23 protein-coding genes, 1 other RNA gene and 1 pseudogene are annotated in these 25,735 nt (G+C 56.8%); 8 read left to right on the top strand and 17 right to left on the bottom strand.

Annotation, left to right across the window (positions count from 1 at the left end; genetic code table 11):
• Positions 1-5 precede the first annotated feature (5 nt).
• The 6 genes from HPC62_RS16895 to HPC62_RS16870 all read right to left on the bottom strand — a co-directional run bounded on the left by HPC62_RS16895 (position 6) and on the right by HPC62_RS16870 (position 8,093).
• On the bottom strand, positions 6-1,901 hold the full coding sequence (locus tag HPC62_RS16895; RefSeq protein ID WP_172357572.1) for a R3H domain-containing nucleic acid-binding protein: 1,896 nt from the start codon (positions 1,899-1,901) through the stop codon (positions 6-8).
• 265 nt (positions 1,902-2,166) lie between these two features.
• The gene (gene ldpA / locus HPC62_RS16890; RefSeq protein WP_228721639.1) at positions 2,167-3,564 is read right to left on the bottom strand and encodes a circadian clock protein LdpA; all 1,398 of its coding nucleotides are present in this window, start codon (positions 3,562-3,564) and stop codon (positions 2,167-2,169) included.
• 334 nt (positions 3,565-3,898) lie between these two features.
• Positions 3,899-4,396, bottom strand: coding sequence for an NAD(P)H-quinone oxidoreductase subunit N (gene ndhN / locus HPC62_RS16885; protein ID WP_172357568.1), 498 nt, complete (start codon positions 4,394-4,396; stop codon positions 3,899-3,901).
• A 270-nt stretch (positions 4,397-4,666) separates the two neighbouring features.
• Positions 4,667-5,974: an aminopeptidase P N-terminal domain-containing protein gene (locus HPC62_RS16880; protein ID WP_172357566.1), complete on the bottom strand. Its 1,308-nt coding sequence runs from the start codon at positions 5,972-5,974 to the stop codon at positions 4,667-4,669.
• Between the two features lie 96 nt (positions 5,975-6,070).
• The gene (locus HPC62_RS16875) at positions 6,071-6,844 is read right to left on the bottom strand and encodes an MBL fold metallo-hydrolase (RefSeq protein ID WP_172357564.1); all 774 of its coding nucleotides are present in this window, start codon (positions 6,842-6,844) and stop codon (positions 6,071-6,073) included.
• A gap of 223 nt (positions 6,845-7,067) precedes the next feature.
• Complete coding sequence (locus HPC62_RS16870) at positions 7,068-8,093, bottom strand: long-chain acyl-[acyl-carrier-protein] reductase (protein ID WP_172357562.1); 1,026 nt, start codon at positions 8,091-8,093, stop codon at positions 7,068-7,070.
• 475 nt (positions 8,094-8,568) lie between these two features.
• On the opposite strand from HPC62_RS16870, the gene HPC62_RS16865 reads away from it, so the two are divergent.
• Positions 8,569-9,183 (top strand): ClpP family protease, encoded by a 615-nt coding sequence (locus HPC62_RS16865; RefSeq protein ID WP_172357560.1) that lies wholly within the window; start codon positions 8,569-8,571, stop codon positions 9,181-9,183.
• Between the two features lie 43 nt (positions 9,184-9,226).
• Here the strand turns inward: HPC62_RS16865 and HPC62_RS16860 are convergent, their stop codons facing one another.
• A complete protein-coding gene (locus HPC62_RS16860) occupies positions 9,227-10,900 on the bottom strand; it encodes a dipeptide ABC transporter ATP-binding protein (protein WP_172359005.1) in 1,674 nt (557 codons plus the stop codon).
• Positions 10,901-11,449: 549 nt separating this feature from the next.
• On the opposite strand from HPC62_RS16860, the gene HPC62_RS16855 reads away from it, so the two are divergent.
• The gene (locus HPC62_RS16855; RefSeq protein WP_205370775.1) at positions 11,450-11,746 is read left to right on the top strand and encodes a hypothetical protein; all 297 of its coding nucleotides are present in this window, start codon (positions 11,450-11,452) and stop codon (positions 11,744-11,746) included.
• A 394-nt stretch (positions 11,747-12,140) separates the two neighbouring features.
• Entirely contained in the window at positions 12,141-12,407 is a 267-nt protein-coding gene (locus HPC62_RS16850) for a hypothetical protein (protein ID WP_205370776.1), read from the top strand.
• 107 nt (positions 12,408-12,514) lie between these two features.
• Here the strand turns inward: HPC62_RS16850 and HPC62_RS16845 are convergent, their stop codons facing one another.
• Positions 12,515-13,489 (bottom strand): transposase, encoded by a 975-nt coding sequence (locus tag HPC62_RS16845; protein ID WP_172358810.1) that lies wholly within the window; start codon positions 13,487-13,489, stop codon positions 12,515-12,517.
• 217 nt (positions 13,490-13,706) lie between these two features.
• Between HPC62_RS16845 and HPC62_RS16840 the strand changes: the two are divergent.
• A pseudogene (locus tag HPC62_RS16840) lies at positions 13,707-13,805 on the top strand (BrnT family toxin); the annotation flags it as partial.
• A gap of 309 nt (positions 13,806-14,114) precedes the next feature.
• Here the strand turns inward: HPC62_RS16840 and HPC62_RS16835 are convergent.
• From HPC62_RS16835 to HPC62_RS23170, 9 genes are all read right to left on the bottom strand, one after another.
• Positions 14,115-15,178 (bottom strand): ISKra4 family transposase gene (locus tag HPC62_RS16835; protein WP_172355863.1). Its coding sequence is split into 2 segments (ribosomal slippage): positions 14,115-15,022 and positions 15,022-15,178, totalling 1,065 coding nucleotides; the frame shifts between segments, so codons are not numbered across the junction.
• Between the two features lie 107 nt (positions 15,179-15,285).
• Positions 15,286-15,804 carry a hypothetical protein gene (locus HPC62_RS16830; protein WP_225910564.1) on the bottom strand — a complete coding sequence of 173 codons (519 nt, stop codon included), beginning with the start codon at positions 15,802-15,804 and terminating at the stop codon, positions 15,286-15,288.
• A gap of 121 nt (positions 15,805-15,925) precedes the next feature.
• Positions 15,926-16,411 (bottom strand): hypothetical protein, encoded by a 486-nt coding sequence (locus HPC62_RS16825; protein ID WP_172354058.1) that lies wholly within the window; start codon positions 16,409-16,411, stop codon positions 15,926-15,928.
• A gap of 488 nt (positions 16,412-16,899) precedes the next feature.
• Positions 16,900-17,151 (bottom strand): hypothetical protein, encoded by a 252-nt coding sequence (locus HPC62_RS16820; protein WP_172357556.1) that lies wholly within the window; start codon positions 17,149-17,151, stop codon positions 16,900-16,902.
• A gap of 245 nt (positions 17,152-17,396) precedes the next feature.
• A non-coding RNA gene (gene ssrS / locus HPC62_RS16815) (6S RNA) lies at positions 17,397-17,597 on the bottom strand.
• 211 nt (positions 17,598-17,808) lie between these two features.
• Entirely contained in the window at positions 17,809-18,405 is a 597-nt protein-coding gene (locus HPC62_RS16810; protein ID WP_172357554.1) for a thioredoxin family protein, read from the bottom strand.
• 143 nt (positions 18,406-18,548) lie between these two features.
• Entirely contained in the window at positions 18,549-19,271 is a 723-nt protein-coding gene (gene ubiE / locus HPC62_RS16805) for a bifunctional demethylmenaquinone methyltransferase/2-methoxy-6-polyprenyl-1,4-benzoquinol methylase UbiE (RefSeq protein ID WP_172357552.1), read from the bottom strand.
• Between the two features lie 167 nt (positions 19,272-19,438).
• Positions 19,439-20,842: a TldD/PmbA family protein gene (locus HPC62_RS16800; protein ID WP_172357550.1), complete on the bottom strand. Its 1,404-nt coding sequence runs from the start codon at positions 20,840-20,842 to the stop codon at positions 19,439-19,441.
• 466 nt (positions 20,843-21,308) lie between these two features.
• Entirely contained in the window at positions 21,309-21,821 is a 513-nt protein-coding gene (locus HPC62_RS23170) for a hypothetical protein (protein ID WP_205371512.1), read from the bottom strand.
• 807 nt (positions 21,822-22,628) lie between these two features.
• Here HPC62_RS23170 and ccsB point away from each other — a divergent pair.
• From ccsB to ureA, 4 genes are all read left to right on the top strand, one after another.
• Positions 22,629-23,627, top strand: a complete 999-nt coding sequence (ccsB, locus tag HPC62_RS16790; protein WP_172357548.1) for a c-type cytochrome biogenesis protein CcsB — start codon at positions 22,629-22,631, stop codon at positions 23,625-23,627.
• A gap of 125 nt (positions 23,628-23,752) precedes the next feature.
• Positions 23,753-24,151 (top strand): KGK domain-containing protein, encoded by a 399-nt coding sequence (locus HPC62_RS16785; protein ID WP_172357546.1) that lies wholly within the window; start codon positions 23,753-23,755, stop codon positions 24,149-24,151.
• A 51-nt stretch (positions 24,152-24,202) separates the two neighbouring features.
• A complete protein-coding gene (gene tilS / locus HPC62_RS16780; RefSeq protein WP_172357544.1) occupies positions 24,203-25,216 on the top strand; it encodes a tRNA lysidine(34) synthetase TilS in 1,014 nt (337 codons plus the stop codon).
• Positions 25,217-25,393: 177 nt separating this feature from the next.
• Positions 25,394-25,696 carry an urease subunit gamma gene (ureA, locus tag HPC62_RS16775; protein WP_068516556.1) on the top strand — a complete coding sequence of 101 codons (303 nt, stop codon included), beginning with the start codon at positions 25,394-25,396 and terminating at the stop codon, positions 25,694-25,696.
• Positions 25,697-25,735 lie beyond the last annotated feature (39 nt).

Here is a 25,735-nt window from a genome sequence, read left to right as displayed (position 1 = left end):
AGTGCCTACGCTGGATAAATCCGCAGCCGTCGGTTTGGCTCTTCGCCAAAACTGGAGGACTTCAGGTGATAGTGTTCCACCAGTTCATGCTGCATCTTGCGAACCTTGGCGGAGCGAGGCAGCAGTTCCACAGGTTGCCCTTTGGGAATCACAATCTGCTCCACAGCCAGCCGCGCTTCTTCCAGCGCCTCGATCTCGTCTTCGTCGCCGCTGCGCGAAAACAGGTTGAGGTTGATCGGCTCCTCCAAAAACGCATCTTCCATCTTTAGCATCCGCTGGAGGGCGCGGATAATCTGCGGCATACTATTTGACTTGACTGTAAAGATCGAAAGCTGGCGACTCTTGGCAATTTGCCGCAGTTTGGAGTGGTTCTTGATGTGCGATCGCAGCGCCAGCACCGCATCCGCCCCGTCTAGATCCTTCGTCAGCACGATGGGCAGGTTCATCGTGTGAATCACCTGTTCTACCAGATGCCGACTGACGGCGTAGGGGTAGATGTGCAGCGGCAAATCTTCGCCGTTGGGCCCTGCCGTGGGCACCTCACCGAAGGGGTCCGCTTCCTCGCTCATGAGCGATCGCTCTAGCGAGTCGTTCAGCATCTGGTCAAAGGACTGGCGCTCCGGCGACATCAGGCCGCTGAACGAATCCGTATCACGGGGAAACCGCGCTACCCGGTCATAGCGGGGCGACGGCAGCGGCATCATCTGTCCCGACGAGCGCCAGCCCGCCACCCGCGCCGCGCCCGTATCGCGCAAGGCCGTGCTGCTGTCGCCAAAGGGGAGCGATCGGACGGGTTTTGGGTCCAGCCCTTTGCCGCTCTGCTCATGGGTAATGGTGACTTCGCCTGCGTCGTTGACCTGGCGCACCTGGGGATTGGGCACGCGCCCGCGCAGCAGCGCATCCACCGTGTCTGCCACCGACTCATGCACCACCCACTTTTGCCGCTCCAGCATTTCCACCGCAATGTCGAAGGTCGGCGGCGCTTTGCGCTCCAGCACGCTCTTTTGGCTGCCCCGACGGCGGGCCTCTTCGTCGCCCAGCGTCACAGACTGAATGCCGCCCACCAGGTCGGAAAGGGTGGGGTTTTTCATCAGGTTCTCAATCTGGTTGCCGTGGGCCGTACCGATCAGTTGCACACCGCGTTCGGCAATCGTGCGGGCGGCCTGCGCTTCTAGCTCCGTACCGATTTCGTCAATGATGATCACTTCTGGCATGTGGTTTTCCACTGCCTCGATCATCACCTGATGCTGGTTTTCGGGATGGGCCACCTGCATCCGCCGGGCCCGACCGATGGCGGGATGGGGAATGTCGCCGTCGCCGGCCACTTCGTTGGAGGTGTCGATGATGACGACGCGCTTTTCTAGCTCATCTGCCAGCACGCGGGCGATTTCGCGCAGGGCCGTGGTCTTGCCCACGCCTGGACGCCCCAGCATCAGGATCGATCGCCCCGATTCTACTAGGTCACGAATCATGCCAATCGTGCCGTAGACCGCCCGCCCGACGCGACAGGTGAGGCCGATAATTTCGCCAGCGCGGTTGCGGATGGCGCTGATGCGGTGCAGGGTTTTTTCAATGCCCGCCCGGTTGTCGCCGCTAAAGATGCCCACGCGGTCGATACAGTGCTGCAAGTCTGCTTTAGTGATGGCATCTTCGGAGAGATACTCAGACGTGCCAGGAAAGCGGGCTTCGGGGCGGCGACCCAGATCTAGCACCACTTCCACCAGCACGTTGCGCTGGGGATGCTGTTCTAGGCGATCGCGAATTGGGTCAGGCAAAATCGCCAGCAGTTGATCCAGGTCGTCGGTGATTTGCAGCGGCTGGGCGGGCTTGGCATCCGCGCTGGCCGCAGCGGGGGTAACGGAGGGGCGATATTCGGCAGAATCGTTCCCGTTGAATGTCATAGGTGGTTGCTAATAAATAACGAACAACGTTGGGGGAAAAAGCGCAGGTCGCGAATTGGACACTGCTTCAAAACGAGAGCCAATAAAACGAGAGGCAATAAATTGAACAGGAAATTGAACAGGATTAAATCGAAACTGCTTGACGCTCATGGCCGGGTACCAAAGGATGTAAGAGGTTGGAAATCTAGGGGTAGCGCTGAACGTTAAAAAAACTTGTCAGGGCTGGAGGGGGATCGCGACACTTGTGGAAGCAGAATGCCAGTATTCATCCAGGCTTTAGCAAGACTGGCTCGACGGCAGGCGGGTGATGGAGGGAAAACTGCGAAGGAGGGGCTGATTCAGTTGCTAAATGCAGGTCGGCGGCGGGGGCAGGGGCGATCGCCAAGTCAGGCTGGGGCTTGAGTTGCGACACTAGGGCGATCGCCCGTGCTACGGCCTGCGTGAGTAAGTCTGGGTCACGTTCTAGATGTGCAACGTGTGCAACGTGTGCAACGTGTGCAACATGTGCAACATGTGCGACATGGGCAGGAGGGGGAGCAATTGATTCTGGCGGCGAACCTGAAAGCGGGTCATACCCCGCAGAATCCGGAGCAAAGTGAGGGAGAGCATCGGCGTGGGGAGGCGGGGAAGAAGCGCCAAGCAACTGGGGGGCGATCGCATCTAGCTGGTCGAGGATGGGCGACAGCAGCACCCTGGCATAGCTGCCGTAGGCCACGCCTGCAATGAAGGTGGAAGCAGCGGGTTGGGGCAGATCCTCAGCGCGAGGTGCGGAGTGATCCCGCCGGGCATCGCCCAGGGTAGATTCCTCAGACAACAAGCCCAGCGCCCGCAATTTCGGAACGGTGTGGTGATTCGTCCCGCCGGCCAACTGCACATAGCCCGGTAGCCCCGCCGCCAGCACCTTTTGTCCCAGCTTGACGGTGGCGCGAGTGGCTCCGGCGCCGATGTCGCCGCTCATGGGTCGCCCATCTGTCTGCCAGATCAGCGGACAGGGCAGCGGGCTATCCTCTGGTGAAATGTGCTGGTAGAGCGATCGCAGATAGTCGATCAGCCCGTCGCCGTCGGGACAGCTAATCGCCACTAGCTTGAGCCTGTGAACCACGGGGGCGATCGCCCGCCACAGTTGCCGAAATTCTGCCAGCCGCCCGACCTGCGTATGGATTTCCAGCGCGTCCACCTGCGCCAGCAGGTCCGGAATCATTTCTGGCGTAATGGTGGTGGACTGGGTGGCAATTTGCTGAATTGGGCACAGCGGCAGACAGCGCCCACAGCCATAGCAGCGGCTCTCGATCACGCCAGAGTAGCCGCCAGAATATCCCTCAGTGGGGCGATCGAAGGTAATCGCCTGGGCAGGGCAAATGGTTTCGCAGGGGCGGGGACAGTCTGCCGGACAGCGGGCCGGGTCGAAGACCGCTTTGCGGAAGTGGGGATCTTCGCCGTCGTTGAGGCTGACCATGAGCCAGGGGAGGCGATCGCACCCCAGCCCTGCCGCAGCGGCTAGCCCTTCCTTTGCCGCATGAATGACCGCCGGGTCTGCCGCCACATCCACACAGTCGGCACCCGCCAGCGCATAGGCCAGAGTTAAATTCCGAATTGCAGGGAGGTGCTGAAAGCTGGCTCCACAAATTAACTTGAACCAGCGACCCTCCCTTAAGGACTGCAAGGGAGTGTACAAATTGGTTGCCCTGACTCAGACCGCAGGGAAGCAAAGAACGAGGATAGCACCCTCTGGCGATGAACCCAGAGCTTGCTGTTAAACCATGCACCCGGATGGGGATCACCCACCTTGGCCCTCAGTGTACACCAAAAATGCCGTTTGCAAAGAGCGTCAAAACCTTTTGCAGCAAACTTTCTGGGTGGATTGACCCCAGCGATCCCCAAATCTAGAGGCGATCGCCCTAAAGCATCCCCAAAATGGCCACATATCGCGGCTCGATAGCAGCCTGGTCAGGTTCGAGAAACGATTGCTTTCGAGAAACAGTTGCTAAAGAATCTGGCTAAGCAGCCGCCAGAATGTCCTTCAGCGGTTTCCAGGTAAACTGGCGATCGCCCCCCATCTCCAGCACCACCTTGATGCGAGAGTCGGTCTGGGGCAGGGTCACCAAAAATTCTAGCTCGGAGCGCGACAGGATGTGCCCCTCCAGCATCCAGATCACCAGCCCCTTTGCGCCCTTGGGCAGCACCTCAGCCTCGTAGGTAGCCACGGGTGGCACGAAGTAGCGATAGCCGACGGCCCCTTCACGTCCCAGGTTCTTTTTGCCCAGGTGGGGCGGGCGTACCCCGTGGACATCTAGTAGGTAGGACGACAAATCGCCCAGCCCCCGCGCCGTAATGTTGAGAACCTTGTAGCCTGCGCCTCGCAGCCGTCGCTGATACCGCCCCTCCAGGCCGCCCTCCAGCGGCACGTATACGCCCAGCGTCCCGGCTGCTTCTAAAGCACGAATGAAGGGCTTGCCAGAGGTAATTAGCGTGAGCGGATTGCCGAGGATAGACATGGAAGGAATCGGGGGTAAGGACTGTGGATCAAAGGACTGTGGATCAAAGGAGGATCAAAGAATCAAACGCAGAGCGGGCCAAACGCAACGCTGACCCTAACGAAACTTGACTAAACAAAACTTTAGCATGGGCCCGATCTGCGGTGCGTGGGGCAGCGATTAGATTTTGCTAGAGTCATGGCAGGCGATCGCTTATCGATGCAAGTATCGGTTCAAGTCAAGTAGCGGTTCAAGTGTCGATTCAAATCCCCCCGCAATATTTCATGCCCGTCAAGATTCCAGATCTTCGATCAGCTTGGGAACGCCTGCCGTCAGCACCTCATGGCCAGTCGGCGTGACCAGCACATCGTCCTCAATGCGGATGCCGATGCCGCGCCAGCGTTCGGGCACGTCGGGCTGTCCTTCGGCGGGGGTGATGCCGGGGCCGATGTAGATGCCCGGTTCAACCGTCGTGACGTGGCCCGGCTCCAGGTTGTGGGCCGTGTCGCCGTGGGCATAGACCCCCACGTCATGCACATCTAGCCCTAGCCAGTGCCCGGTTTTGTGCATGTAGAAGGGCTTGTATTTCTCTTCTTTGATAATTTCTTCGATATCGCCCTGGAGCAGCCCCAAGTCCATCAGCCCCTCCACAATGACGCGCACGGCGGTATCGTGCATCTGGCTGTAGGGATTGCCGGGGGCTACTTGGGCGATCGCCGCGAGTTGGGCCCGCAGCACAATGTCGTAGAGGATACGCTGCTCCTCGGTGAACCTGCCGCTAATGGGGAAGGTGCGCGTAATGTCCGAGTTGTAATATTCGTAGGCGCAGCCCGCGTCGATTAGCAGCAGGTCGTGTTCCTGCATCTGGCGCGTGTTTTCGGTGTAGTGCAGGATGCAGGCGTTGGCTCCGGAGGCGACGATGGAGGGATAGGCCGGGCCCAGTGCGCCGCTGATCCGAAAGGTATGCTCGATTTCGGCCTGCACCTGGTATTCATAAACACCGGGTTTGGCGTAGGCCATTGCCCGGTTGTGGGCGGCGACGGCAATCTCGGCGGCTTTCCGCATCCGCTCTAGCTCTGCGGGCGACTTGGTCTGGCGGAGGGAGTGCAGCGTCGGGGCCGGATCTTCGATGGCGATGGGGCCCGTGCCGCGCCGGGGATAGCCGCGCATCAGCCGCTGCCACAGTCCAAGGATTTTGTCGTTAAAGCGGCGATCGCGCCCCAGTCGGTAGTAAATCCGGTCGGCTTTTTCGACGTATTGCGTCAGCTTTTCGTCCAGTTCCTCAATCGGATACACCGCGTCGGCCCCAAAGCGCTCCTGGGCAGCCTCCACGCCCACGCGATAGCCCGACCAGGTTTCTTTTTCTGGGTCTTTGGGTCGCACAAACAGCACAAAGCGATGCTCTTCATGGTGCGGAGCCAGCACGGCCACGGCTTCTGGCTCGTCGAACCCGGTCAGGTAGAAAAAGTCGCTGTCTTGCCGAAAGTTGTATTCGACATCATTGTGCATCACGGCCTGGGGCGCACTGCGGAAAATCGCCGTGCCCTTGCCAATTTTGTCCATCAACTGCTGGCGACGCTGGGCAAATTCTGTCTGCATGGGAAGGGGGGAACGGAGGGATAACTGGCTGAGCCGCCCGACGCGGCGACCGGGACAACTCAGCCGCTGATAAATCCATGCTAACGAGCGATCGCCCTAAAATCTGTAGCTCAGCAGTTCAATTCGGGCCCCTTCCGACGGCAGTTCCGAGCGACGCAGCGTGATCGTGTCACCGGGTCGCCGCACGGGTACGCCGTCCATCAGCGACAGAAATTCATCTACTGGCGAAATATCGCAGGCATTGGCATCAGCGGCCGCCGTCCGAAAGTGCGTCGGCACAATGATGCGCGGGTTCAGCGCCAGCACGGCCTGTCGGGCTTCCGTCGCGTTGTAGGCCTTGGGGCCGCCGCCCACAGGCACAAACAGTACGTCCGGGCGACCAATCAGGATTTGCTGCTCCACCTCAATCGGAGCCGCCGCGCCGCCCATGTGCGCCAGGATCAGCCCGCTCTGGTTCCAGCGCCAGGTGACGTTAAACCCAAAGCGCCGCCCGCCCTGGCGATCGTGGGGCGATCGCACGCCTTGGATCTGCACACCGCGATACTCATAGATGCCCGGTTCTGCCAGCAGGCGCGGACTGCCGGGGAGTCCCTCCAGGGAACCCTCGTCAAACAGACGGCTGCTAATCATCACCAGGTCCGCAGGAACACGGGGGGGGCGATATCCCTTGGTGCAGCCAATCGGGCGAAACGGGTTAACCAAAATTCGCAGACCGCCGCCTGTAAACAAAAAGCAGGTATGTCCCAACGCCTGAATCGTCACCGCGTTGCTGGTCTGGGCTTGGGCTTGCTGGCTCTGGGATAGGCCGACGGTGGCGGCCGCCGCTGCCAATCCGCTGCCTGCATATTGAATCAACGTGCGCCGCTTCATGGTCTCCTCAGGGAAATGGGTAAGGCGTAGGGTGAGGGCGAGGGGATTAGGCTGTAGGTGAGGCCCGGCTCTTGGGTCTGGCTGGTGCAGCCTAATATTCCTGGGCGATCGCCCCAGCCCATCCTCGCCGCAAAATTTGCATCTTTAAGCTTACAGTGATTGAGGCGATCGCCCAAAAGTTCCAATCGACAAGCAATTTGCCCCAGATCCCCGGCCCTTTACCTCAGCCTTCCATCAGCAGCGGTCGGAAGCCGTGCTTCAGCGACACCTGCCCAATCAAATCCATCTTTTCCAGCGTGATCTGGTTTCGCCCCCAGGAAAAATTGGTGTAGAGCTTCTCAAACTCCAGCAGCATGGACTCGGCAAAGCAGGCAAACAACTGGCGGGCCGGCACGTCCATGTTGACGATGTTCATGATTTTCCAGTCGATATCCAGCGAATGCTCCACGATGCCGCCGTTCAGCACATGCACGCCAGGATGCTGAATCTTCGTACCTAGGTTTTTGGGATAACCGCCGTCGATCAGCAGGCAGGGCTGCTTCAGCGTGGTCGGGTCGATCTCCACGCCCTTGGGCATACTAGCCACCCACACGATAATGTCGGCTTCGGGCAGCGCCTCTTCTAGCGCCATGATTTTGCCGCGCCCCAGTTCTGCTTGCAGATTTTGCAGCCGCTCCTGATCTCGCGCAATCAGCAGCAGTTCTTTCACATCTGCACGTCCATTCAGCCAGCGGCACACCGCACTGCCAATGTCGCCCGTCGCGCCGCAAACCGCCACCGTCGCCTCCGATAAGTGAATCCCCACTTGCTTAGAAGCCTGCTCGACCTGGCGGCAGATGATGTAGGCGGTGTGGGTGTTGCCAGTGGTGAAGCGGGCAAAATCTAGCGTCACATCACGCACCTGCTGAATTTGCGACAGGTTAAAATTCTCAAAAATAATCGAGGAAAAGCCGCCCAGTGCCGTAATGTTAATGCCGTGCTTTTGGGCGTGAGCCATGGCATTAATCACTTTTCGAGTGGCGGCTTTGATGCGGCGCGTTGCCAGCATTTCCGGCAAAAAGCAGGATTCCACATACTTGCCCTCGATCACCTGCCCGGTGGCGCTGGTGACCTTGATGTGATCGACGATTTGCGGCGGCGCGCTGCACCAAAAATCAAGCCCCTGATCGGCGTATTCGGGATAGCCCAGATCGCGGGCGACGGCTTGAGCGTGTTCCAGACTTGTCAGATGACCAATTAGACCAAACATTCAATATGCTCTAGGTTGCGAAAGGTAGGGCCCGGTGGGGCGAGAGAGGGGAAGATTGCGCCTGCGGCAAAGGGTGATTCCCGTAGGGAGTGCTTCGAGAATCGCCCTTTTTACAGACACGCCAAACAGACAGGACTGACGCACTTGCAATCAGTTTCCTAGATTTTTCTAGATTCTGGACGATGTCTCTTGGGCTGTGCCTGCGAGAAGTCGTCCAACTGCGTAAGTCCTAACAGAAATCAGGGGACTTAACGTTCAGTGTCAAGCTAGGATGCACCGTCGCGCCAAAAAACAAACTGAAGGTTAAGAAATCTCAAAGAGAATACTACACAAAAATGATTCCCACTGGCAGGGGCCAAAGGATAGAGTCGGCCATCAACTCAGATCAATCGGTTCAGATTGGTCAACCCAGATCAATCAACCCAGATCAAGCTGTCTGTAGATTAGGATAGGGACACATTTTAGTCTCTCGTCAATGCGTATCCAGTACACCACCAATGCTCGCGCAGAGCGTGAAGCGTTAGAAAAACTTGCCCCTCCCCCAGCCGTCGTCTGGGTAAACGAATTTAAGTCCGAAGCCGTCAAGCCTTTTTTGGAGCAATTTAACCGAGCAGTAGAATCCCTCCAGCCAGTGGTTCCGGTGTTGATCGATTCCTATGGCGGCGAAATCGACACCCTGATGGCGATGGTCGATATTTGTCGCTCGTCGCCCAAGCCGATCGCCACGGTTGTCATGGGCAAGGCCATGAGCGCGGGAGCGATTCTCCTTTCTTGCGGCTGGCACGGCTACCGCTATGCCGCTCCCAATAGTCGAATCATGATCCACGACTGCCTCACCGTCACCTTTGGCAAAGCTGGCGAGATCATTGCCGATGCCGACGAAGTGAAACGGCTGAATGCCCTGCTGTATCAAATCCTGGATGAAAACTGCCAGAAGCCGCCGGGCTACTTTGTCGAGCAGGTGCATCAGCGGGGCCATGCCGACTGGTATCTCACCCCAGAGCAAGCCCTGGCGCATAACCTGGTGAATCACGTAAAAATTCCGACGCTCCAGGTGAATTTGTCCACGACCTATGAGTTTTTGGGGTAGAGAGTTTGAGATGATGAGCGCGTTGCGCTCGTCATCTCAAGTTTTAAGCGCCCACCCGACTGAGCAGTGGTGCAGCGTTCAGGAGCGTTTGCGTGTAGGGGTGCTGCGGGTTGGCAAATAGCTCAGCGGTGGGGCCGAGTTCGACGATTTTGCCTGCGTTCATGACGGCAATGCGATCGCACAAAAATCGTGCCAGCCAGAGGTCGTGTGTGATGAACAGGTACGTCAGGTCAAATTCCTGCTTCAGGTGCAGCATCAGCTCTAGCACTTGCGACTGGACGCTGGCATCGAGCATACTTACGGGTTCGTCGCAGATCAGTAGCCGGGGGCGGGTAATTAGGGCACGGGCGATCGCCACTCGCTGCTGCTGCCCACCTGACAAATCGCCCGGATAGCGCTGGGCATAGTCTTCTGGCGGCGTTAGCCCCACCCGCTCCAGCATTTGCAACACCTGCTGCCTTGCGCCTACTGTGTCTGCCAGATCGTGAATCAGCAGCGGGTCGGCGATGCTCTCGCCCACCGTCATCAGCGGATTCAGGCAGGCGTGGGGGTCTTGAAACACCATCTGCATCTGCCGTCGCTGTTTTCGCAGATCTTCCCGCGAGAGGTGCGTCAGGTCTTGACCCAAAAACTCAATCCGACCGCCCGTCGGCTCCACCAGCCGCAGGATCGTTCGCGACAAGGTGCTTTTGCCGCAGCCCGACTCGCCCACCAGTCCCAAAATTTCTCCCGGATACAGATCGAGCGAGATGCCGTCTACGGCGCGGATGACGGTGTCTTGCTTGCCTGCTAGGAGTTTGGCAACGAGGTTAGATTCCAGGGTGTAGTGTTTTTGGAGGTTTTCGAGCTTGAGGAGGGGCGCTTCTGTGGGTTCGGGGGTAAGCGGTTTGGAGGATTGGGGGGTTGCCTGGATGTGGAGGGCAGACTGGAGGAGGGACTGGGTGTAGGGGTGCTGGGGCTGGGTGAGGACGGTGGCGGTGGGGCCTGTTTCCACCACCTTGCCGTCGTACATGACGGCGATGCGATCGCAGTATTCGCCCACCAGCGCCAAGTCGTGGGAAATCAGCAGCAGCGCCATATCGCGTTCCTGGCAGAGGCGGGTGAGTTCCTGCAAAATTTGGGCAGACACGGTAACATCCAGGCTGGTCGTGGGTTCGTCGGCGACGATCAGCTTGGGGTTGAGCAAGAGCGCCAGGGCGATCGCCACGCGCTGCCGCATCCCGCCGCTAAATTCGTGGGGATATTGGCTCCAGCGGCTGGGGGGAATGTTGACGGCTTCTAGCGTGGCGATCGCCCGTTCTCTGGCCGCCGCCCGCGAGAGGTCTGGGACGTGCGATCGCAGCGTTTCCACACAGTGGTCGCCGATGGTCATCAGCGGATCGAGCCGGGTCATCGGGTCTTGAAACACAATGGACACGACCTCGCCGCGAAATTTCCGCAGTTCCGCCGGGTTTAGCTCGAAGACATTGCGTCCCTGAAACAAGACGCGCCCCTCGATGCGCGTATCCGTCGGCAGCAGGCGAACAGCGGCCCGCCCCAGCGTCGATTTGCCGCAGCCCGACTCGCCCACCAGCCCAAGGCGATCGCCCGCCTTCAGCACCAGCGACACATCATCCACCGCCCAGTCCAGCGCGTCTGCCTCCGTCGCAACCTGCTGCCCCCGCTGAAACGGATAGGCCACGCGCAGACGCTCAATTTCAAACAAAGACTCACCCACCGAGGATAGCTGTACCAGGGTGTCACTCATTTCGCCAAACTCGCCTCACCAGAAGACACGCCGACCCGCATCAGGGTCATTATACGCGCAACAGAATAGGGCTATGGGTCGAATCTTTCTTGCCTGTAGCTGTGGATCGCAAGTACGTAATTCCTGTGGAGCGATTGCCACCCATGAAAGCGGCGGCCGTTGTGGAATTGTACTACCGGATGATTGAACATTCGCACCGGGCGATCGTCAGGATAAATAAGATTGCAAGCGTAAGTCATCAGGACAATTGACGGGGGCGATCGCATCCAGTACAATCGTCCATCAAGCTGCCCGTTGGTTCCCTTCGACGCAGCCCACTTTCCCCCGAAATTTTGGTCGTTTAGTCACCTACGGTGTCGGTAGATGCGGCAAACATCTACCAACACCTGACCCCTCGACAGTCCTAGCCTGTCTCAGGGCTGCGTCCATTGTAGGCCGCCCTGTCCCAGCGCTTCACGTCCGTGGGCGGCCAACATTTCGGGGTTTCCTACCCCACTCGTTTCCAGGAGGAAACCCCAAATGCTGACAATTCAATACACCTGGTCGTCCCCACGCTCGGAGGCGACCCAGTTTTCGCTGCCCCCGCTCACCTGCGAACTGCCCCACCGTCGCCGCCTGCGCCACTGCATCATCGGCCTCCCTGAAGATGCCCAGATGGCGATTGACCGGCTCCACCTGCTCCGCTATGCCGAACGCTTCGAGTGGACGCACGCCCTGGATTTCCCGCCTCACGGCATCGTCCTCGACGGTCGCCCTGGCGAAGTGCTGCGCTATCTGCACCGCGACATCCGCAGCAATCCTGGTGCAAACGAGTAAGAACAGATAAGGAGGATTTTGGGTTTTGGATTTTAGCAGGGCATCCCCTCAATCCAAAATCCAAAATCCCCACTCCAAAATCCCCCATTCCTAACCAAAGACCTCGCAGCCTCGCTTGTCTAAAGCCTTTGTGAACCCATCTGCCTAACTCCCCAAAACAGAGATATTATGCAGACAACTGTCAGTCTATTTCCCCGATTTGGGATCTTAGACAGACAATCGTCAGCCTATTTCCCCGATTCGGGATCTTAGACAGACGGCTGTCAGCCTAATTCCCCTCCTAGATGTAGATAGGCAGACGGGATCAGTCTAATTAGTAGTTAGCCTGTCAATGTGGGAATCCTTTGGGTGCAAGAGTGTTGTTTTTGGCTCATTACTAAAGGAAATAGAGAGTATGGATCAACTTGTTGATAAGATTGCTGCACTTGGTGTACCTGGTTTAGTGCTCATAGTTGCTATGGCAGTTACAGGTTGGGCAGGTGCTGCTGCATTAACTGCGGCTTTAGCCTTTCTTGGCGGTTCATTTGGGATGCTTGGAGGAATCGCAGTACTTGGAATACTTGGACTAATCTCAAAGGGTTTGTCAGACTATGGATTTGAAGCTATTTTTAAGGCAACTGTAGAGGAGCTAAGGAGAAAAGGTAATCCAAAGTCGATATAGAACGGGAGGTTGAATCATATCCAATTTCACGAGAGCTAAAGCTGAAGATCAAGGATTACCTTCGGACCAGAAGTGTTGAATTGAGACATAAAACTTTACATTCAACCCTACGAAGCTCCTACGAGTGTCTCTGGCAGCAGATCGTAGCTCCAATGGACAATCGAACAACGACGACTCAATTCAAGTTGCAAATAGCGCAACTTATCTAGTAATTGATGACCATAAAACTCTGGAATTTCTATCAATTGCAGAATCAGATAGGCAATCAACACCATGTAGATTTGAATGGTGACTCCATTGACACTCTTAGAGATTAGTTTATCTAGCTTCAAGTGCATCTTTAGAAACTTCCACAGCACTTCTATCTGCCACCGATGGCGATAGACTTCACTAATCTCTTCATTCGTCATCAGTTCTACATTGGTCGCCAGCCGAAACTCCGTTTGGCTCTCTAAGTCACAAAACCAAACCACTCGATATCGCTCATGCTCAAACTCGGTCTTCATCGTGTTCTTAAGGCGGACAACAAAGCGAGTCTGATCCTGGCTTAATTGGTCAAGGAAATCCCAACTGGCAAAGCCTCTATCCATGACGCCGATGGCATCTTCAGGAATCATTCCTGTCACTCTGTCAGCAAATTTTGCGTCATGTCCTTGACCAAAATGAATCAGGCATTCACTGGGATTACCTTGCGTTAAGTTGACTCCATTAAGCAATTTGACTTGATGATAGCCTTGCATCCAGAACAACTTGCTTGTCAATGTGATGACCGTTGAATCAATGGAAAACAGCATCTGTGCTGTCGCTGGATTTTTTTGTTTTAGCTGTCTTATGAGCTCAGCGTAGATGCGACAAAAGTGTTCATCCTGTCGAGTCTTGCAGGCTTTAGAAAAGGTGGAAATATCAACCTTGATTCCTGCTTTGTTGAGACGATAAAACAGGCTTCTCATGCTCGTTAAACCCTGGTCTAAAACGAAGGTCAACCAGATTTCAAAGAATAAGCGAGAGTTCAAAACAGGATAGTTATGTGGGCACAACTGCTTGAGTATCGGTTTGACAAGCGCAGGAAATGACACTAGCATCTTAAACATTGTTTTTGTTTGCTGGGGGCTAGAATACAATATTCTGCCCCCATTTTTTGTATGTTGAGCTATCTTTCAACACTTCTGCCTTCGGACAATGGCATAGTTATAGATTTAGGGCTGCTGGATAGTATTATCAAACTTAGTGGGTTGGGCTTTGCAGTGATACCCAACCCATAGGATTGGAGGCTAATAAAGGCAGTGGTATAATCAATGTATGCAGTTTGAGTGGAACAACGACAAAGCGGCGAGTAATCTATCGAAGCATAAAGTTTCGTTTGAGAAAGCAAAAACTGTTTTTGATGATCCTCTTTATTCATAATCAACTTCTCAACCAGTCTCCATAATTAATGGAAATCCTAGGGTGGACAATTACACGATGAGTAAACCTTACAAATTAATTACTGCGACAAAAACCACAAAATCTTACAATTTTGACTGCTACCTACTAAACTTGAGGTATAGGGCTTTAAGTTTGGAGACCCCATATGACTTTGTCTGAAGTTCTTCCATCTGTTCGCCAACTTTCTACTACTGAAAAGCTAAAGCTAATTCGGATTCTGGCAGAAGACCTAGAAACAGCCAAGGAGATCTCACCAGGAGCATCCCACTTTCGATGAAACAGTCAACTGGCGAGCTGTCCATTGAGGTAGGCACAGCGCAGACTCAACATGGCATTAACGGAGGCCGTATTCCAGCGAGCACCCGAAATTTGGAGGCGTCGCCCAATCTGTTTGACAGCCGATTCTACGGCTCCTGATCCAATAGAACAGAGTTGCTCAGCCTGGTAGAACCCATAATTCACGATGCGAGAGCGATGGGTGCTCAGATAGGCTTCAAAATTGCGGGCTTGCTTGCGCCGACAGTCGGCAAAGAGGGCCCTGGCGGCTTCCACTTGACCTTGCCATAACAGCATTTCCGCCGCTGCTAAGCGCTTGAGCGACCCACCGACTTTGTAGAGGTTTTCTTTGAGATGGTACCAATCGAGGATTTCCCAACGGGTCTCAACGGTGGTGAGTTGAGCAAACAGATTCCACACCCCAGCGTGACCATCGCCCAGACAGACCAGTGGGGAGAGCAAGCGTTGAGCGCTGAGATAATCAATCAAGCTGTCATTGTCTTGGAAGAAGGCGTTGTAATAAATCCCCTCCACCCGCACCGCTTTGTAGTCTCGCCACGGGCTATCGGACTCTAGCAGGTCACGCAGACGGACTTTGCCGCCATCAATGCTGACCTCACTGACGCCTTGTTTAGCCTCGGCAGACTCGAACGACTGACGCCCCACCAGACGTTGTTGGGTCGAGTGCCCGACCCGCATCCCGGTCAGGGCTACGATGTCATCCTCTGCATCTTGAAACGATTCGTTGGCACTTAAGCGTAGGTTGGCTTTCTCTAGGCCACCACTGAGACGGCTGTAAGCCTTTACGCCTAACCGTTCTGCCTGACTTTGACGAATCTCAAGGACCCCTACCAAACTCTTCAATCGGCGAACCCGGCCTCGGGCGGGGTAGGCTTTCTGGTTGACAAAAAAAGGGCAACTCGAGGGCTCACCTCCTCTAGCATTTGCCGTCGTACAGTCTGCTCGATGCCTTCTAGACTATCGAGCCCCTCTCGGTTGCTATTGCGATACAAAATCTCGGCGATCTCTGCTGTACAAGTTTCCAATCGCTTTTGGTCTTCAGGTGTCATGGTGAGTCATCCCTGGGGCTACCCTCCCATTCTCACCCTTCGCACTGTTTTCGCGAAAGTGGGATGCTCCCGATCTCACCTCTAGAACCCCTGGTTGACTGACAAAACTAATCGGCGACACAGCAGTACGTGTGTACTTTGAATTCGATTCGATAGGTGCGTTGCTCATGCTGTTTGCGAGATGCCATCGCGGGTTCAGGATCGCGGTTATGAGTGAAACAGACATGACGGATGAGTGGCCACCCGTTCTCTAGGGCGGCTTTCAGCCAATCCCATCCAATGCGGAAGTAGCTATTGCCACGAAACCAATGGGGGTCAACCCATCGCCGTTTGCCTGTTGCGACGACCTCGAGACCTTGAGCGGTGACGTAGAGCGTCGCGACGGCCAAAAGGAACCAAAGCCGGGATAGGGCGCAGAGGGAGCGAATTTCAGATTTCTGGAGATTCCAGCCGTTGGATTGGTCATCGAGAAACGCCTCCTCAATGTCGAAGCGCAAGCCGTATTCCTCGAAGGTGCGCAGGTGGGTGGGTTCATCGCTGACGATAGTCCAAAACTCGCCGTTGAGGCTGTTATGACCAAAGGCGATATGCACCGGCCCGTACCACTCGCCTTTGTGGAGCTTCACGGTGTGCCAACAGAGAGCCTCCCCGCGCTGAAGGTGAATGTCCTTCAATTGACACCATCCATGGCCCGCCCGCCAAATCCAAGTATTCCGCTTGATGCGGATGCGGTAGTGCCACCCGAGTTCAGCGGTTATGGCGGCTCATGGCCTCGGTGTGAATGAAGCCCCGGTCGGCTAAGACGACCACTTTTACCCCCGCCGGCAAGCGATGGGCGGCTTGGTGGAGCATCTCCCGGTAGTCACTGAAGGCGACGGACGCACTGCGGTGCTGGAGCACCCGCCAGACCACAGGCAACGCCCGGCCTCGATGCACCACCGCTAGGCGAATCAAGCAATACTCATCCCAAAACAGCGAGGTGTCCAAGCTCAGGTACAAACAATCCTCATCCCAATGGGCTAATGCCGCTTGAATCAGGGGCTTGTACAGGCGATGGACGTTCAGGCGACTGTTGTGCAGCCAGCGGCTTAGCCGTCGTTGTTTGCTTTGTGCCTGCACCCCTCGACACGGCACATAGGGCAGCCAGCGAGTCAGGTTGATTTCTCCGCGCTGGAGCAAAGCCACCACCATCCACAGGCAGGTCGTCAGATGGCTACGATGAGCCCAGGGCACCGATTGACCCAGCCAAGCGTTCAAGGCATTGTAGAGGGGGGAGTTTTTTTCACAGCATCTACGCTTTTGAGTGGTATCTAAGCTTAGAACGTTGGTGCGGACGGAACAGAGGTTATCTGTGAGAGTTAGAGGTTATCTGCCGCCGCACAACTTCATCGTTAGACCGCTTTGCCCCTTGGTGGTGGAACAGTTAAAGTCCTATCAACAAGCTATGAGTACCAAATGGCTAAAATCTTTTATGTATAATTTGTCTTGACAAGACGGGCACCTCGAAAAATTCAGATCCTCTTGAGAATGGCTACGAGAAAACAAGGGTTTTAGGCTCCTAAAATTCTCAATAAGGCAATTGATCGAGGTGCCCCTATCTTATAACTTTTCCTGTCTAGCTACTTATTGCCGCACAATATGGATTTGAAATTGTTCTCAAATCATTGCCCAGCTTGACTTATTGGGAAAGGTGCAAGATCTGAGTTTTCCTTGCTTTTTCCCTATCGCCAGCGCAGATAAGGCACGCCGCGATAGGTCAGCCGCATGGCGGTGTCCGGTGCTGTTGTCGGCGTTGCTGTTTCTTCTTGAAGCGATGCGCCAGTTTGCAAGTCCGGATGGCTTGCGGCTTCGCCCAAAGGAGCCGAAGAAACGCGGGCACTCCAGCGAGCGATATTGCGCCGCGAGGCCAGCGCCAACGCCCCCAGCACCAGCCCCACCAGCGTCACCGCTGACCATTGCAGCACATCATCCATCCCAAAACGCTCCCCAGCCCTGCATACAAAAATTCCCCCGCCCAACAGACAGAGGAATTTTGATTGAAAATTGCTTAAAAGTTTTTGGGCATTGCTTTAAAACTTCCTAGGTCGGTGATTGCCCTGAGTCGATCCCCCTAAATCCCCCTTGAAAAGGGGGACTTCCGGAGCGGCTTGGCCCAGTTCCCCCCTTGTTAAGGGGGGCTAGGGGGGATCAAAGGATTCTAAAACATGCCCTAGCTTAAAAGTTCCCCACAACGCCGTCTTACCTCAGTTTTTGACCTGGATAAATCCAGGTGGGACTCTCGGCCTCGATTTAAAGTTTCTGAGTACACGCTTGTTGCCAAGACAGGCTCAGTCTACTGCCATCGAGACATCACGACTCCCGTTTAGTCGAAGCATAGATCATAAAACGTTATTGGCAGTCACCAACGCCGCAGTAGAACTAAGCCCCATTGTAGCGATATTCGACACGCCGCTGGCAAGACGGAAAACCGAAACTCTACCTGTGGGCTGAGTTCTTTGGGCTGAGTTTTGGGGCTGAGTTTTGGGGCTGAGTTTTGCAAATTACGGGCTTTCCTTGAGCGGCAACGCCTCTAGCCCCATACCGCTAGGGCAGTGCCTTCTAAATTCTTAACCCCGTCCTTAACCCTGCTCTTAACCCCGATTTACCTGGCTGCCGTGGCTACGCGGGTCGTCGGGTGTAGCTTTGGCAGCGGCAGTGTTCACTTTAGAAACCTGACCGCTGGCGGGCGCGTAGGGCAGGGGGGTATTGTTCGACAGCGCCTCTAGGTTCGCAGCCATCACGGCGCGGGGCTGTTCGCCGATGATGCTGGCGATCGCCTCTCCCTGCCGATCTAAATACACAAAATGGGGAATGCCATCGACTCGATAGGCCAGCATCTCTGGCAGCCAGCGGTCGTTGTCTACATTCAGCATGACAAAATTGACGCGATCGCCATACTCTTCTTTCAGTTCGCCCAGGTCTTGCGCCATCGCCTGACAGCTTGTACACCAGTTGGCATAAAACTCCATCAGCGTGGGTTTGTCATTGGCCAGCGCTTCCTCCAGGGGCACCGCAGATTCGGCCAACAGCGCCAAGTTGCCCGATCCGTTGGAAGATTGCAAGCCGAAGAAGATCGAGGTGCTGAGGGCGATCGCCACCATTGCAATCAGGAAATTCCGAATGCGGGCAGCATTTCCCGGCTCAGACGGCGGCAGGGGGGAGGCGGGTTTGGGAGATTGGGCGGTCATAGTGGGTTGGGGGAGATAGCGATTTTGGATTTTGGGTTTTGGATTTTGGATCGCGGGTTTTGGATTGCGGGTCTAGCCTGCCCGGTTCAGGCGGTGTCAATCGCGTTTCTTCTATCCTACCCTCAGGGCTGCGATCGCCCAGATCACCAGTCGCGGGCTTTGGTGGCAACCAGCACGCCCATCATCCCTCCGGCGATCGCGTGGTGTTCGGCGTAGGGGAACCCGGCTTGTTTCGCCAGGCGCACTTGCTCCGGCCCCTGGGGAAACCGCTCCAGGCTGGGAAAGATGTAGGCATACTCATCCTTCATGCCCAGTCGGGCGGCAGTAGGCACGACGAGCGTATCCAGATACCACTGCTGGAAGGCTTGCAGTTGAGGAGAGTCGGGGCGGTGAAAGTCGAGAATGGCGACCGACGCACCCGGTTTGAGGACGCGATGCAGTTCCGCCAGCGCCCTGGGAATATCCACCACGTTCCGCAGGCCGTAGCCCATCGTCGCCGCGTCAAACTCGTTGTCACCAAAGGGCAAATTCAGTGCGTCGCCTTCGACCCAGGTAACGTTGAGGGGAATGGTCGATTGGGCGGTGCGTTCCTGGGCGATCGCCAACTGGTTTGCCGAAAAATCTAGCCCCACGACTTCGCCAGTCGTGCCCGCCCGCCACGCCAGCAGCCGCGCCAGATCGCCACTGCCACAGCACACATCCAAACAGCGATCGCCCGGTTTTGCGCCGCTCCAGCCGACGGTCATACGCTTCCAGACCCGATGAAACATCAGGCTCAGCCCATCGTTCAGCAGGTCATAAACGGGCGCGATGCGGTTAAAGATGGCTTGAATTTCGGAAGATTGAGAGTTGGAAGATTGAGACACAGCGAAGGGAGGTTACGAGAGACGGTGAACCGGGTATCCGTCGTTTGGGATTGAGGGACTGGATTGACTGGCTAGGTTGACTTGCTAGGTTGGCTGATTGGGTTGGCTTGCTGAATTGGCGGACTGGGTTAGCTTGTTGAGTTGGCGGATTGGGTTAGTGTGCAGGCCTATTCTTCGGGCACTTCGCCGCCGACGACGATATTGCGAATGCGGAGACTAGGGCCGCCGCAGCCCACGGGTAGCCCGCTCTGACCGCCCTTGCCGCAGCCGCCCGACTCGTCCCACAGAAAATCATCGGCGATCGCCTCAATATCTGCCAGCGTAGTGAATACGTTGCCCGATAGCGTCACATCGCGCACGGGTTCCGCCAGTTCCCCATTGCGGATCATCCAGGCTTCGCCTGCGGTAAAGGTAAACATTTCGCCGTTGGTCATGCCGCCAATCCAATTGCGAGCGTAGACCCCTTCCTGAATATCGGCACAGAGGTCGGCGACAGGCGTGGTGCCAGGGGCAATCCAGGTGTTGGTCATGCGGACAATGGGCGGATAGTGATAGTCCAGACAGCGGGCGTTTCCGGTAGCCGCTTCACCCAGCTTGCCCGCCGTTTCGCGGGAGTGCAGCCGCCCGACCAGCACACCGTCCTGAATCAATTGCGTCGTGGTCGCAGGCACGCCCTCATCGTCGTAGGCATAGCTGCCGCGATGTCCCTCTGGGGCCGCGCCGTCAAAAATTTGTAGCTCTGGCGAGCCAAACCGTCGCCCCAGCGTCATCACTTCCATTAGATCGGGGTTTTCGTAGGTCATGTCGGCTTCCGACAGATGCCCAAACGCCTCATGCACAAACAGCCCCGTCAGGATGGGATCAATGACGACGGTATAGGTATTGCCCTTGACGGGGGGCAGCGAAAGGGCGTGAACGGCCCGCTGGGCTGCGCCACGCACCTGTTCATCCAGGTTTTCCAGGTCTTCATAGCCCTTGCGGGAACCTGTGGTTTCGCGACCTGTTTGCACGGTTTCGCCGTTCCGGGCAGTGGCAGCAAAGCGCATTTCCATATCCGCCCAAGACTGCTCGATCAGCGTTCCGTCGGAGGTGGCCAGCAGCATGTGCTGAATGCTGTCGCCATAGCGGACGGAGGTGGTGGTAATGCGATCGTCTACGCTGCGAAGAATGTCGGCGTAGTGGCTACAGAGTTCCTTTTTGCGGGCGAGGGGAACATGGCGCGGGTCTGTGCCTGCTAGCACGAGGGAACGGATATCGCGGACAGGATCGACCGGGGCCAGCAGGGTTTCATCGTCGCCGACAAGCCGGGCCGCGGCGATCGCCTCTTCAATTCGCTCCACCAGCGTTTCCAGCCGATTGAAGCTGGCAAAGCCCCAGCCGCCCCGATAGCAAGCCCGCACTTGCCCGCCCACGGCAATGCCTTCGCTGAGGGTTTCCACCTTGCCCCCCCGCAGCAAAATGTCGGTGGCTTCCGATTCTTCTAGCCGAATCGAAAGATAGTCCACACGGGGACTGTAGCGGGCGATCAGGTCGCTCAACAGGTTTTGGGCATCGGGGAGACGGAGAGACATAGGAATGGAAGGTGAGGGGCTGGGGGTTGGAGGAGTGCCAGCACGCCTTACCTTGCAGCATAACTCGGACTGAGTTCGGTGTACCGATTTTGGATTAGGACTTACGCAGTTGGATGATTTCTCGCGGGCGCAGCCCGCGAGAAATCATCCAAAACCTAGAACACTTATTGCCAGTGCGTAAGTCCTGTGGATTTTGATTGCGCTTGGATTGCGCTTGGATTGCGCTTGGATTGCGCTTGGATTGCGCTTGGATTGCCAGTCCAATGCCTGAATTCTGCTACAAAAGCTAAACCCCGATTGACACGAGCAGGCAATCGGGGTTACGGGGAGATCGGGAGATTGTTGGTATAGCGTGGGTAGACCGTGTTGCAGGGTGCAGCAAGGCGTAGTCGTAATGCACCCCCCTATCAGGCTTGGATGCAATACGCTGACGCGAAACACATCCTCCGAAAATCGTAGCGCGGCTCTACCACAAACCAGGAATGGGCGCAGGGGCAGGGGCGGGGGCGGGCGCAGGAGCGGGCGCAGGCCGTGGGACGGGCTGTGCCTGGGGTTGCTGCACCAGCGTCGGTCGGTTAAAGCGGGGCACGTTGGCGGGGCGGGTGGTCACTTCGACTTCGCTCACTTCGATCACTTCGGCAACCCCAATGAGGCGAGCCACGCAGCGTGTGGAGTCAGTTCCGCCTTCGACATCTATAGACGCAGATTCCAAATCGTCCCCGGTCGATAGGGTATAGGTGCCATCGCTGTAGGTGTCGTTGCTAGTTTGAGGTAGCTCGATAATGTCGCCATAGATGCCGTCTGTAACGGGATCGACGAAGGCAATCCGAGCGCGATCGCTGTAGTATTCTGCTCGGAAGCTCTGCCCTCTGGCACAGTCGTAGCGGACAGTGGTGACGGTTTCCGCCTGAGCGGGCACAGCGGCGATCGCCGCCAGGGTCAATATTGAAAAACCAGTACCGATCAGATGTTTTTTCATGAGGCTCACACCTATAGTTTCAAGGAATTCCAAGGAACGTCTACAAGTCACGTTTGGGTAACGTCTTGGTTACGTTTCATGGGTTATATTTCGTGGGTCATGTTTCAATGGGGCGGTCGATGCTTAGCCAACTCTAATGAACTAGCCTATCCCCCTGAGGCAATCCGGCAAGCTCGAACGGGCTGCATTGCTGCTGCATTGTAGCTGCATTGATTCAATGAAATGCCACCTTTTCAATTGAATGCCCTCTATGCAGCTAGCCGCTTGTCTGATGAAGCTTGCGGGACAATACCGGATGATTATAGAAGAGATGTCTTGTTTCGCAACCCTGTGCTGAAATTCTGTCGTAATTCTTAAGTAGACGGCGGTTGACTGGGGTTATGGGGTGCGATCGCCCGTTTCCATTTCCCCATCTACGATCTCTGCGCGATTCCTGAAAGCCTGGAATTCTGGAATCTCTGGAATCTGTAGACGCAACGAGTGGCTTTGCAGGCTTTTCGGGCGATTGCCCCGCTAGTTCGGTAGGATAGAGAACGGAAGCGATGGAGCGCAAAACCCTAAGCGCGATGCCATTCAGAGCAATGCTGTGAGCAATGCCGTTCGGAGCAATGCCGTTCGGAGCAATACCGTTCGGAGCAATACCGTTCGGAGCAATAGTCTGAACCGCTGTTTCCACCACTTGGAGAGCAGATTGGCGAATTCAACGCTGCCTCTGCTTCCATCTGTGGGTCGTCTGGGTCGTCCTTTCGCTCACTGGCATCTGTCTTGCTGGAGCTTGTTGGATCTGTGTTTGGAGAGGTTTGCTGAATGAATCTGGTTTCACTCCAGGGCTGGCTGGATAATGCCGCCTTTGCGGTGTTGTTTGTGACGATGCTGGTGTATTGGGCAGGCGCGGCGTTTCCCACCGTGCCCTACCTGCAAACGGCGGGAACGACGGGGATGGCGATCGCCAATCTCTGCATCGCGGGGCTATTGGGCGCTCGCTGGATCGAGGGCGGCTATTTTCCCCTCAGCAATCTTTACGAATCACTGTTTTTCGTTGCCTGGGGCATTACTGCGATGCACCTGCTGGCGGAAAACATGAGCCGCAGCCGCCTAGTGGGAGCCGTCACTGCACCCGTGGCGATGGGCATCGCGGCCTTTGCGGCGCTGTCTCTGCCCGATGCCATGCAGCATTCCGAGCCGCTGGTGCCTGCGCTCAAGTCCAACTGGCTGATGATGCATGTCAGTGTCATGCTGCTGAGCTACGCTGCGCTGATGGTGGGGGCGTTGATGGCGATCGCCTTTTTGATTGTGACGCGGGGGCAGGAGGTCGAGTTACGCGGCAGTTCTGTGGGCACAGGGGGCTTCCGGGATGCCCGGTATCGCATCAAGCGGGCAGGCCAAGCGGTGGACACCCTAGAGCCACTTACTGCCAGCACTGGCAACACCGCTGTCTTGGAAACTGCGCCTGCCGTTGCCGCCGCGCCCTTGTCGCCCCAGCGCCTCAGCCTAGCCGACACCCTCGACAATATCAGCTATCGCATCATTGGGCTGGGCTTCCCGCTGCTCACCATCGGCATCATCGCCGGAGCCGTCTGGGCCAACGAAGCCTGGGGTTCTTACTGGAGTTGGGACCCCAAAGAAACCTGGGCGCTAATTACCTGGCTGGTCTTTGCGGCCTATCTCCACGCCCGCATCACACGCGGCTGGCAGGGTCGTCGTCCGGCGATTCTGGCGGCATCGGGCTTTTTGGTGGTGTGGGTGTGCTACCTTGGCGTGAACCTGCTGGGCAAGGGACTGCACAGCTACGGCTGGTTTCTGTAGCAAGACTCCTGCCAGACGAGTCCATCTGCCAAACCCTGCCCGCAAAGCCCTGCCACCAAAACCCTGTAAGCAAAACCCTTTAAGCAAAACCCTGTAAGCGAAGTTCTATAGAAACTCCAAAACCTATGAATCAACTGCCAACGCCGCTGAGTGACGACGAAGTAATCTACATCAGCGTGGGACGAGTGCTGATGAGCAATCCCACGTTTAAGGTGGGCGAATTTTTGGACGCGCTGGCGCAGGCGGTCAGCGAGCAGCAGGGCGAATGGTCGGACGAGTGCGAAGACTGGTTTGGAGATGGCGCTCGCTGCGAAGTGCTGCGGTTTGGCAATCAGGGCTGGCAGCGCGGCCGCATCCGGATTCGCCTAGAGTTTTTCCCCGAAAACCAAAAGCTGCTCCAGGCAGAACGACCCCGGCAAGAGCGCAGCGGCGGGCCGCGAGAACGGGCCGGTCGCCCCCCCCGCGACGAAATCTACAGCCGCCGGGATGAGGTGTACGAGGTGTATCGAGAGGACGATTATTAGAGAACTCAGGGGAATTCAGGGAAATTCCCGGCTCTGCTTCCTGCTACACCCATGACTCTTTCCCCCTGGACACCGCTTCATGCTCAGTTGCACCGGGGCATCCGGCAGCGGCAGTTGTTTTGCAGGGGCGATCGCCTCTTGATGGCGGTGTCGGGCGGCCAAGACTCGCTGTGTCTGGCGCAACTGCTGATGGACTTGCAGCCCAAGTGGGGGTGGGAACTGGCGATCGCCCACTGCAACCACCGCTGGCGACCGGATGCCGGGGCAAATGCCGACTACGTGCGATTGCTGGCGGAATCCTGGGGCGTTCCGGTGTTCATTGAAACGGCAGCAGATATTCCGGCGAGCGAGGCGGCGGCGCGGGCGTGGCGCTATGACGTGCTAGGGGCGATCGCCCGTGCCCACGGCTATTCCCGCGTTGCAACCGGCCACACAATGAGCGATCGCGCCGAAACGCTGCTGTATAACCTGGTGCGCGGCAGCGGAGCCGACGGACTGCAATCCCTCACCTGGCGGCGCGAACTGTGCCCCGGCGTGGCGCTGGTGCGGCCGCTGCTGGACGTGCGCCGGGTAGAAACCGCCGAGTTTTGCCAGTCGCGGGGCTTGCGCGTGTGGGAAGACAGCACCAATCAGGATTTGCGCCATCCCCGCAACCGCATCCGCCAGGACATCTTGCCCGCCCTGAAAGCGCACTTGAATCCCCAGGCAGAGGCGGCTCTGGCCCACACCGCCGAACTGCTCCGCGCCGACGTGGACTACCTGGAATCAGCCGCTGCCGATCTGCTGCACCGGGCACTGCCACCCGCCGCCCCGCCAGACGAACATCCCCAACTCCATCGACCCACGCTGCAAATTGCGCCCCTCGCTCTCCAGCGCCGCGCCCTGCGCCAGTTTCTCGCCCGCCATCTGCCGGAAGCCCCCGGCTTTGAGCCAGTGGAAAAACTGCTGGCCCTGCTCGACGCACCCAACCGCAGCCAAACCGATCCGTTTGCTGGTGGGGCGATCGCCCGTGTCGCTGGAGACTGGATCGAACTCGTTGATCCTGCCAACCGCGCAAAGCAATAAACCGCAAAGAAATAAACAATTTCTCGCGGTTTAGATTGCGTATAATGCCGTAGAATCTGGCTGGGCTGGGCGCTGGTCTGCTAGGTGGAGCCTGGTTATGCCCGCATCCCCCTGACCCGCGCTGCTGCCCGATGATCCGATGCTTTTGATGATGCTGACGCTGCGATCGCCCACACCATGCAATTGACTCCCCAGGAAAAAGACAAACTCCTCATCTTTACTGCCGCCCTGCTGGCCGAGCGCCGCAAAGCCAAAGGCCTGAAGCTCAACTATCCCGAATCTGTTGCCTACATTTCCGCCGCCATCCTGGAAGGCGCACGGGAAGGGCGCACCGTCGCCGATCTGATGACCTACGGCACCACCCTCCTCAGCCGCAGCGACGTGATGGACGGCATCGCCGAAATGCTTCACGAAGTACAAGTCGAAGCGACCTTCCCCGACGGGACGAAGCTAGTGACCGTGCATGATCCGATTCGATAATGCTCGATGAGGGTGGATGAAGTGGTGGCACCGCTTCAT

It is taken from the genome of Thermoleptolyngbya sichuanensis A183, assembly GCF_013177315.1.
GTDB lineage: Bacteria > Cyanobacteriota > Cyanobacteriia > Elainellales > Elainellaceae > Thermoleptolyngbya > Thermoleptolyngbya sichuanensis.
This window is presented reverse-complemented; position numbering and strand designations above follow the sequence as displayed.

Excerpts from the sequence above, each read along its gene's own strand:
- HPC62_RS16895 (WP_172357572.1), bottom strand. The coding sequence starts at position 1,901 with ATGACATTCAACGGGAACGATTCTGCCGAATATCGCCCCTCCGTTACC.
- ndhN (WP_172357568.1), bottom strand. The coding sequence starts at position 4,396 with ATGTCTATCCTCGGCAATCCGCTCACGCTAATTACCTCTGGCAAGCCC.
- HPC62_RS16880 (WP_172357566.1), bottom strand. The coding sequence starts at position 5,974 with ATGCAGACAGAATTTGCCCAGCGTCGCCAGCAGTTGATGGACAAAATT.
- HPC62_RS16875 (WP_172357564.1), bottom strand. The coding sequence starts at position 6,844 with ATGAAGCGGCGCACGTTGATTCAATATGCAGGCAGCGGATTGGCAGCG.
- HPC62_RS16870 (WP_172357562.1), bottom strand. The coding sequence starts at position 8,093 with ATGTTTGGTCTAATTGGTCATCTGACAAGTCTGGAACACGCTCAAGCC.
- HPC62_RS16865 (WP_172357560.1), top strand. The coding sequence starts at position 8,569 with ATGCGTATCCAGTACACCACCAATGCTCGCGCAGAGCGTGAAGCGTTA.
- HPC62_RS16855 (WP_205370775.1), top strand. The coding sequence starts at position 11,450 with ATGCTGACAATTCAATACACCTGGTCGTCCCCACGCTCGGAGGCGACC.
- HPC62_RS16850 (WP_205370776.1), top strand. The coding sequence starts at position 12,141 with ATGGATCAACTTGTTGATAAGATTGCTGCACTTGGTGTACCTGGTTTA.
- HPC62_RS16845 (WP_172358810.1), bottom strand. The coding sequence starts at position 13,489 with ATGCTAGTGTCATTTCCTGCGCTTGTCAAACCGATACTCAAGCAGTTG.
- HPC62_RS16820 (WP_172357556.1), bottom strand. The coding sequence starts at position 17,151 with ATGGATGATGTGCTGCAATGGTCAGCGGTGACGCTGGTGGGGCTGGTG.
- HPC62_RS16810 (WP_172357554.1), bottom strand. The coding sequence starts at position 18,405 with ATGACCGCCCAATCTCCCAAACCCGCCTCCCCCCTGCCGCCGTCTGAG.
- HPC62_RS16800 (WP_172357550.1), bottom strand. The coding sequence starts at position 20,842 with ATGTCTCTCCGTCTCCCCGATGCCCAAAACCTGTTGAGCGACCTGATC.
- HPC62_RS23170 (WP_205371512.1), bottom strand. The coding sequence starts at position 21,821 with ATGAAAAAACATCTGATCGGTACTGGTTTTTCAATATTGACCCTGGCG.
- ccsB (WP_172357548.1), top strand. The coding sequence starts at position 22,629 with ATGAATCTGGTTTCACTCCAGGGCTGGCTGGATAATGCCGCCTTTGCG.
- HPC62_RS16785 (WP_172357546.1), top strand. The coding sequence starts at position 23,753 with ATGAATCAACTGCCAACGCCGCTGAGTGACGACGAAGTAATCTACATC.
- tilS (WP_172357544.1), top strand. The coding sequence starts at position 24,203 with ATGACTCTTTCCCCCTGGACACCGCTTCATGCTCAGTTGCACCGGGGC.
- ureA (WP_068516556.1), top strand. The coding sequence starts at position 25,394 with ATGCAATTGACTCCCCAGGAAAAAGACAAACTCCTCATCTTTACTGCC.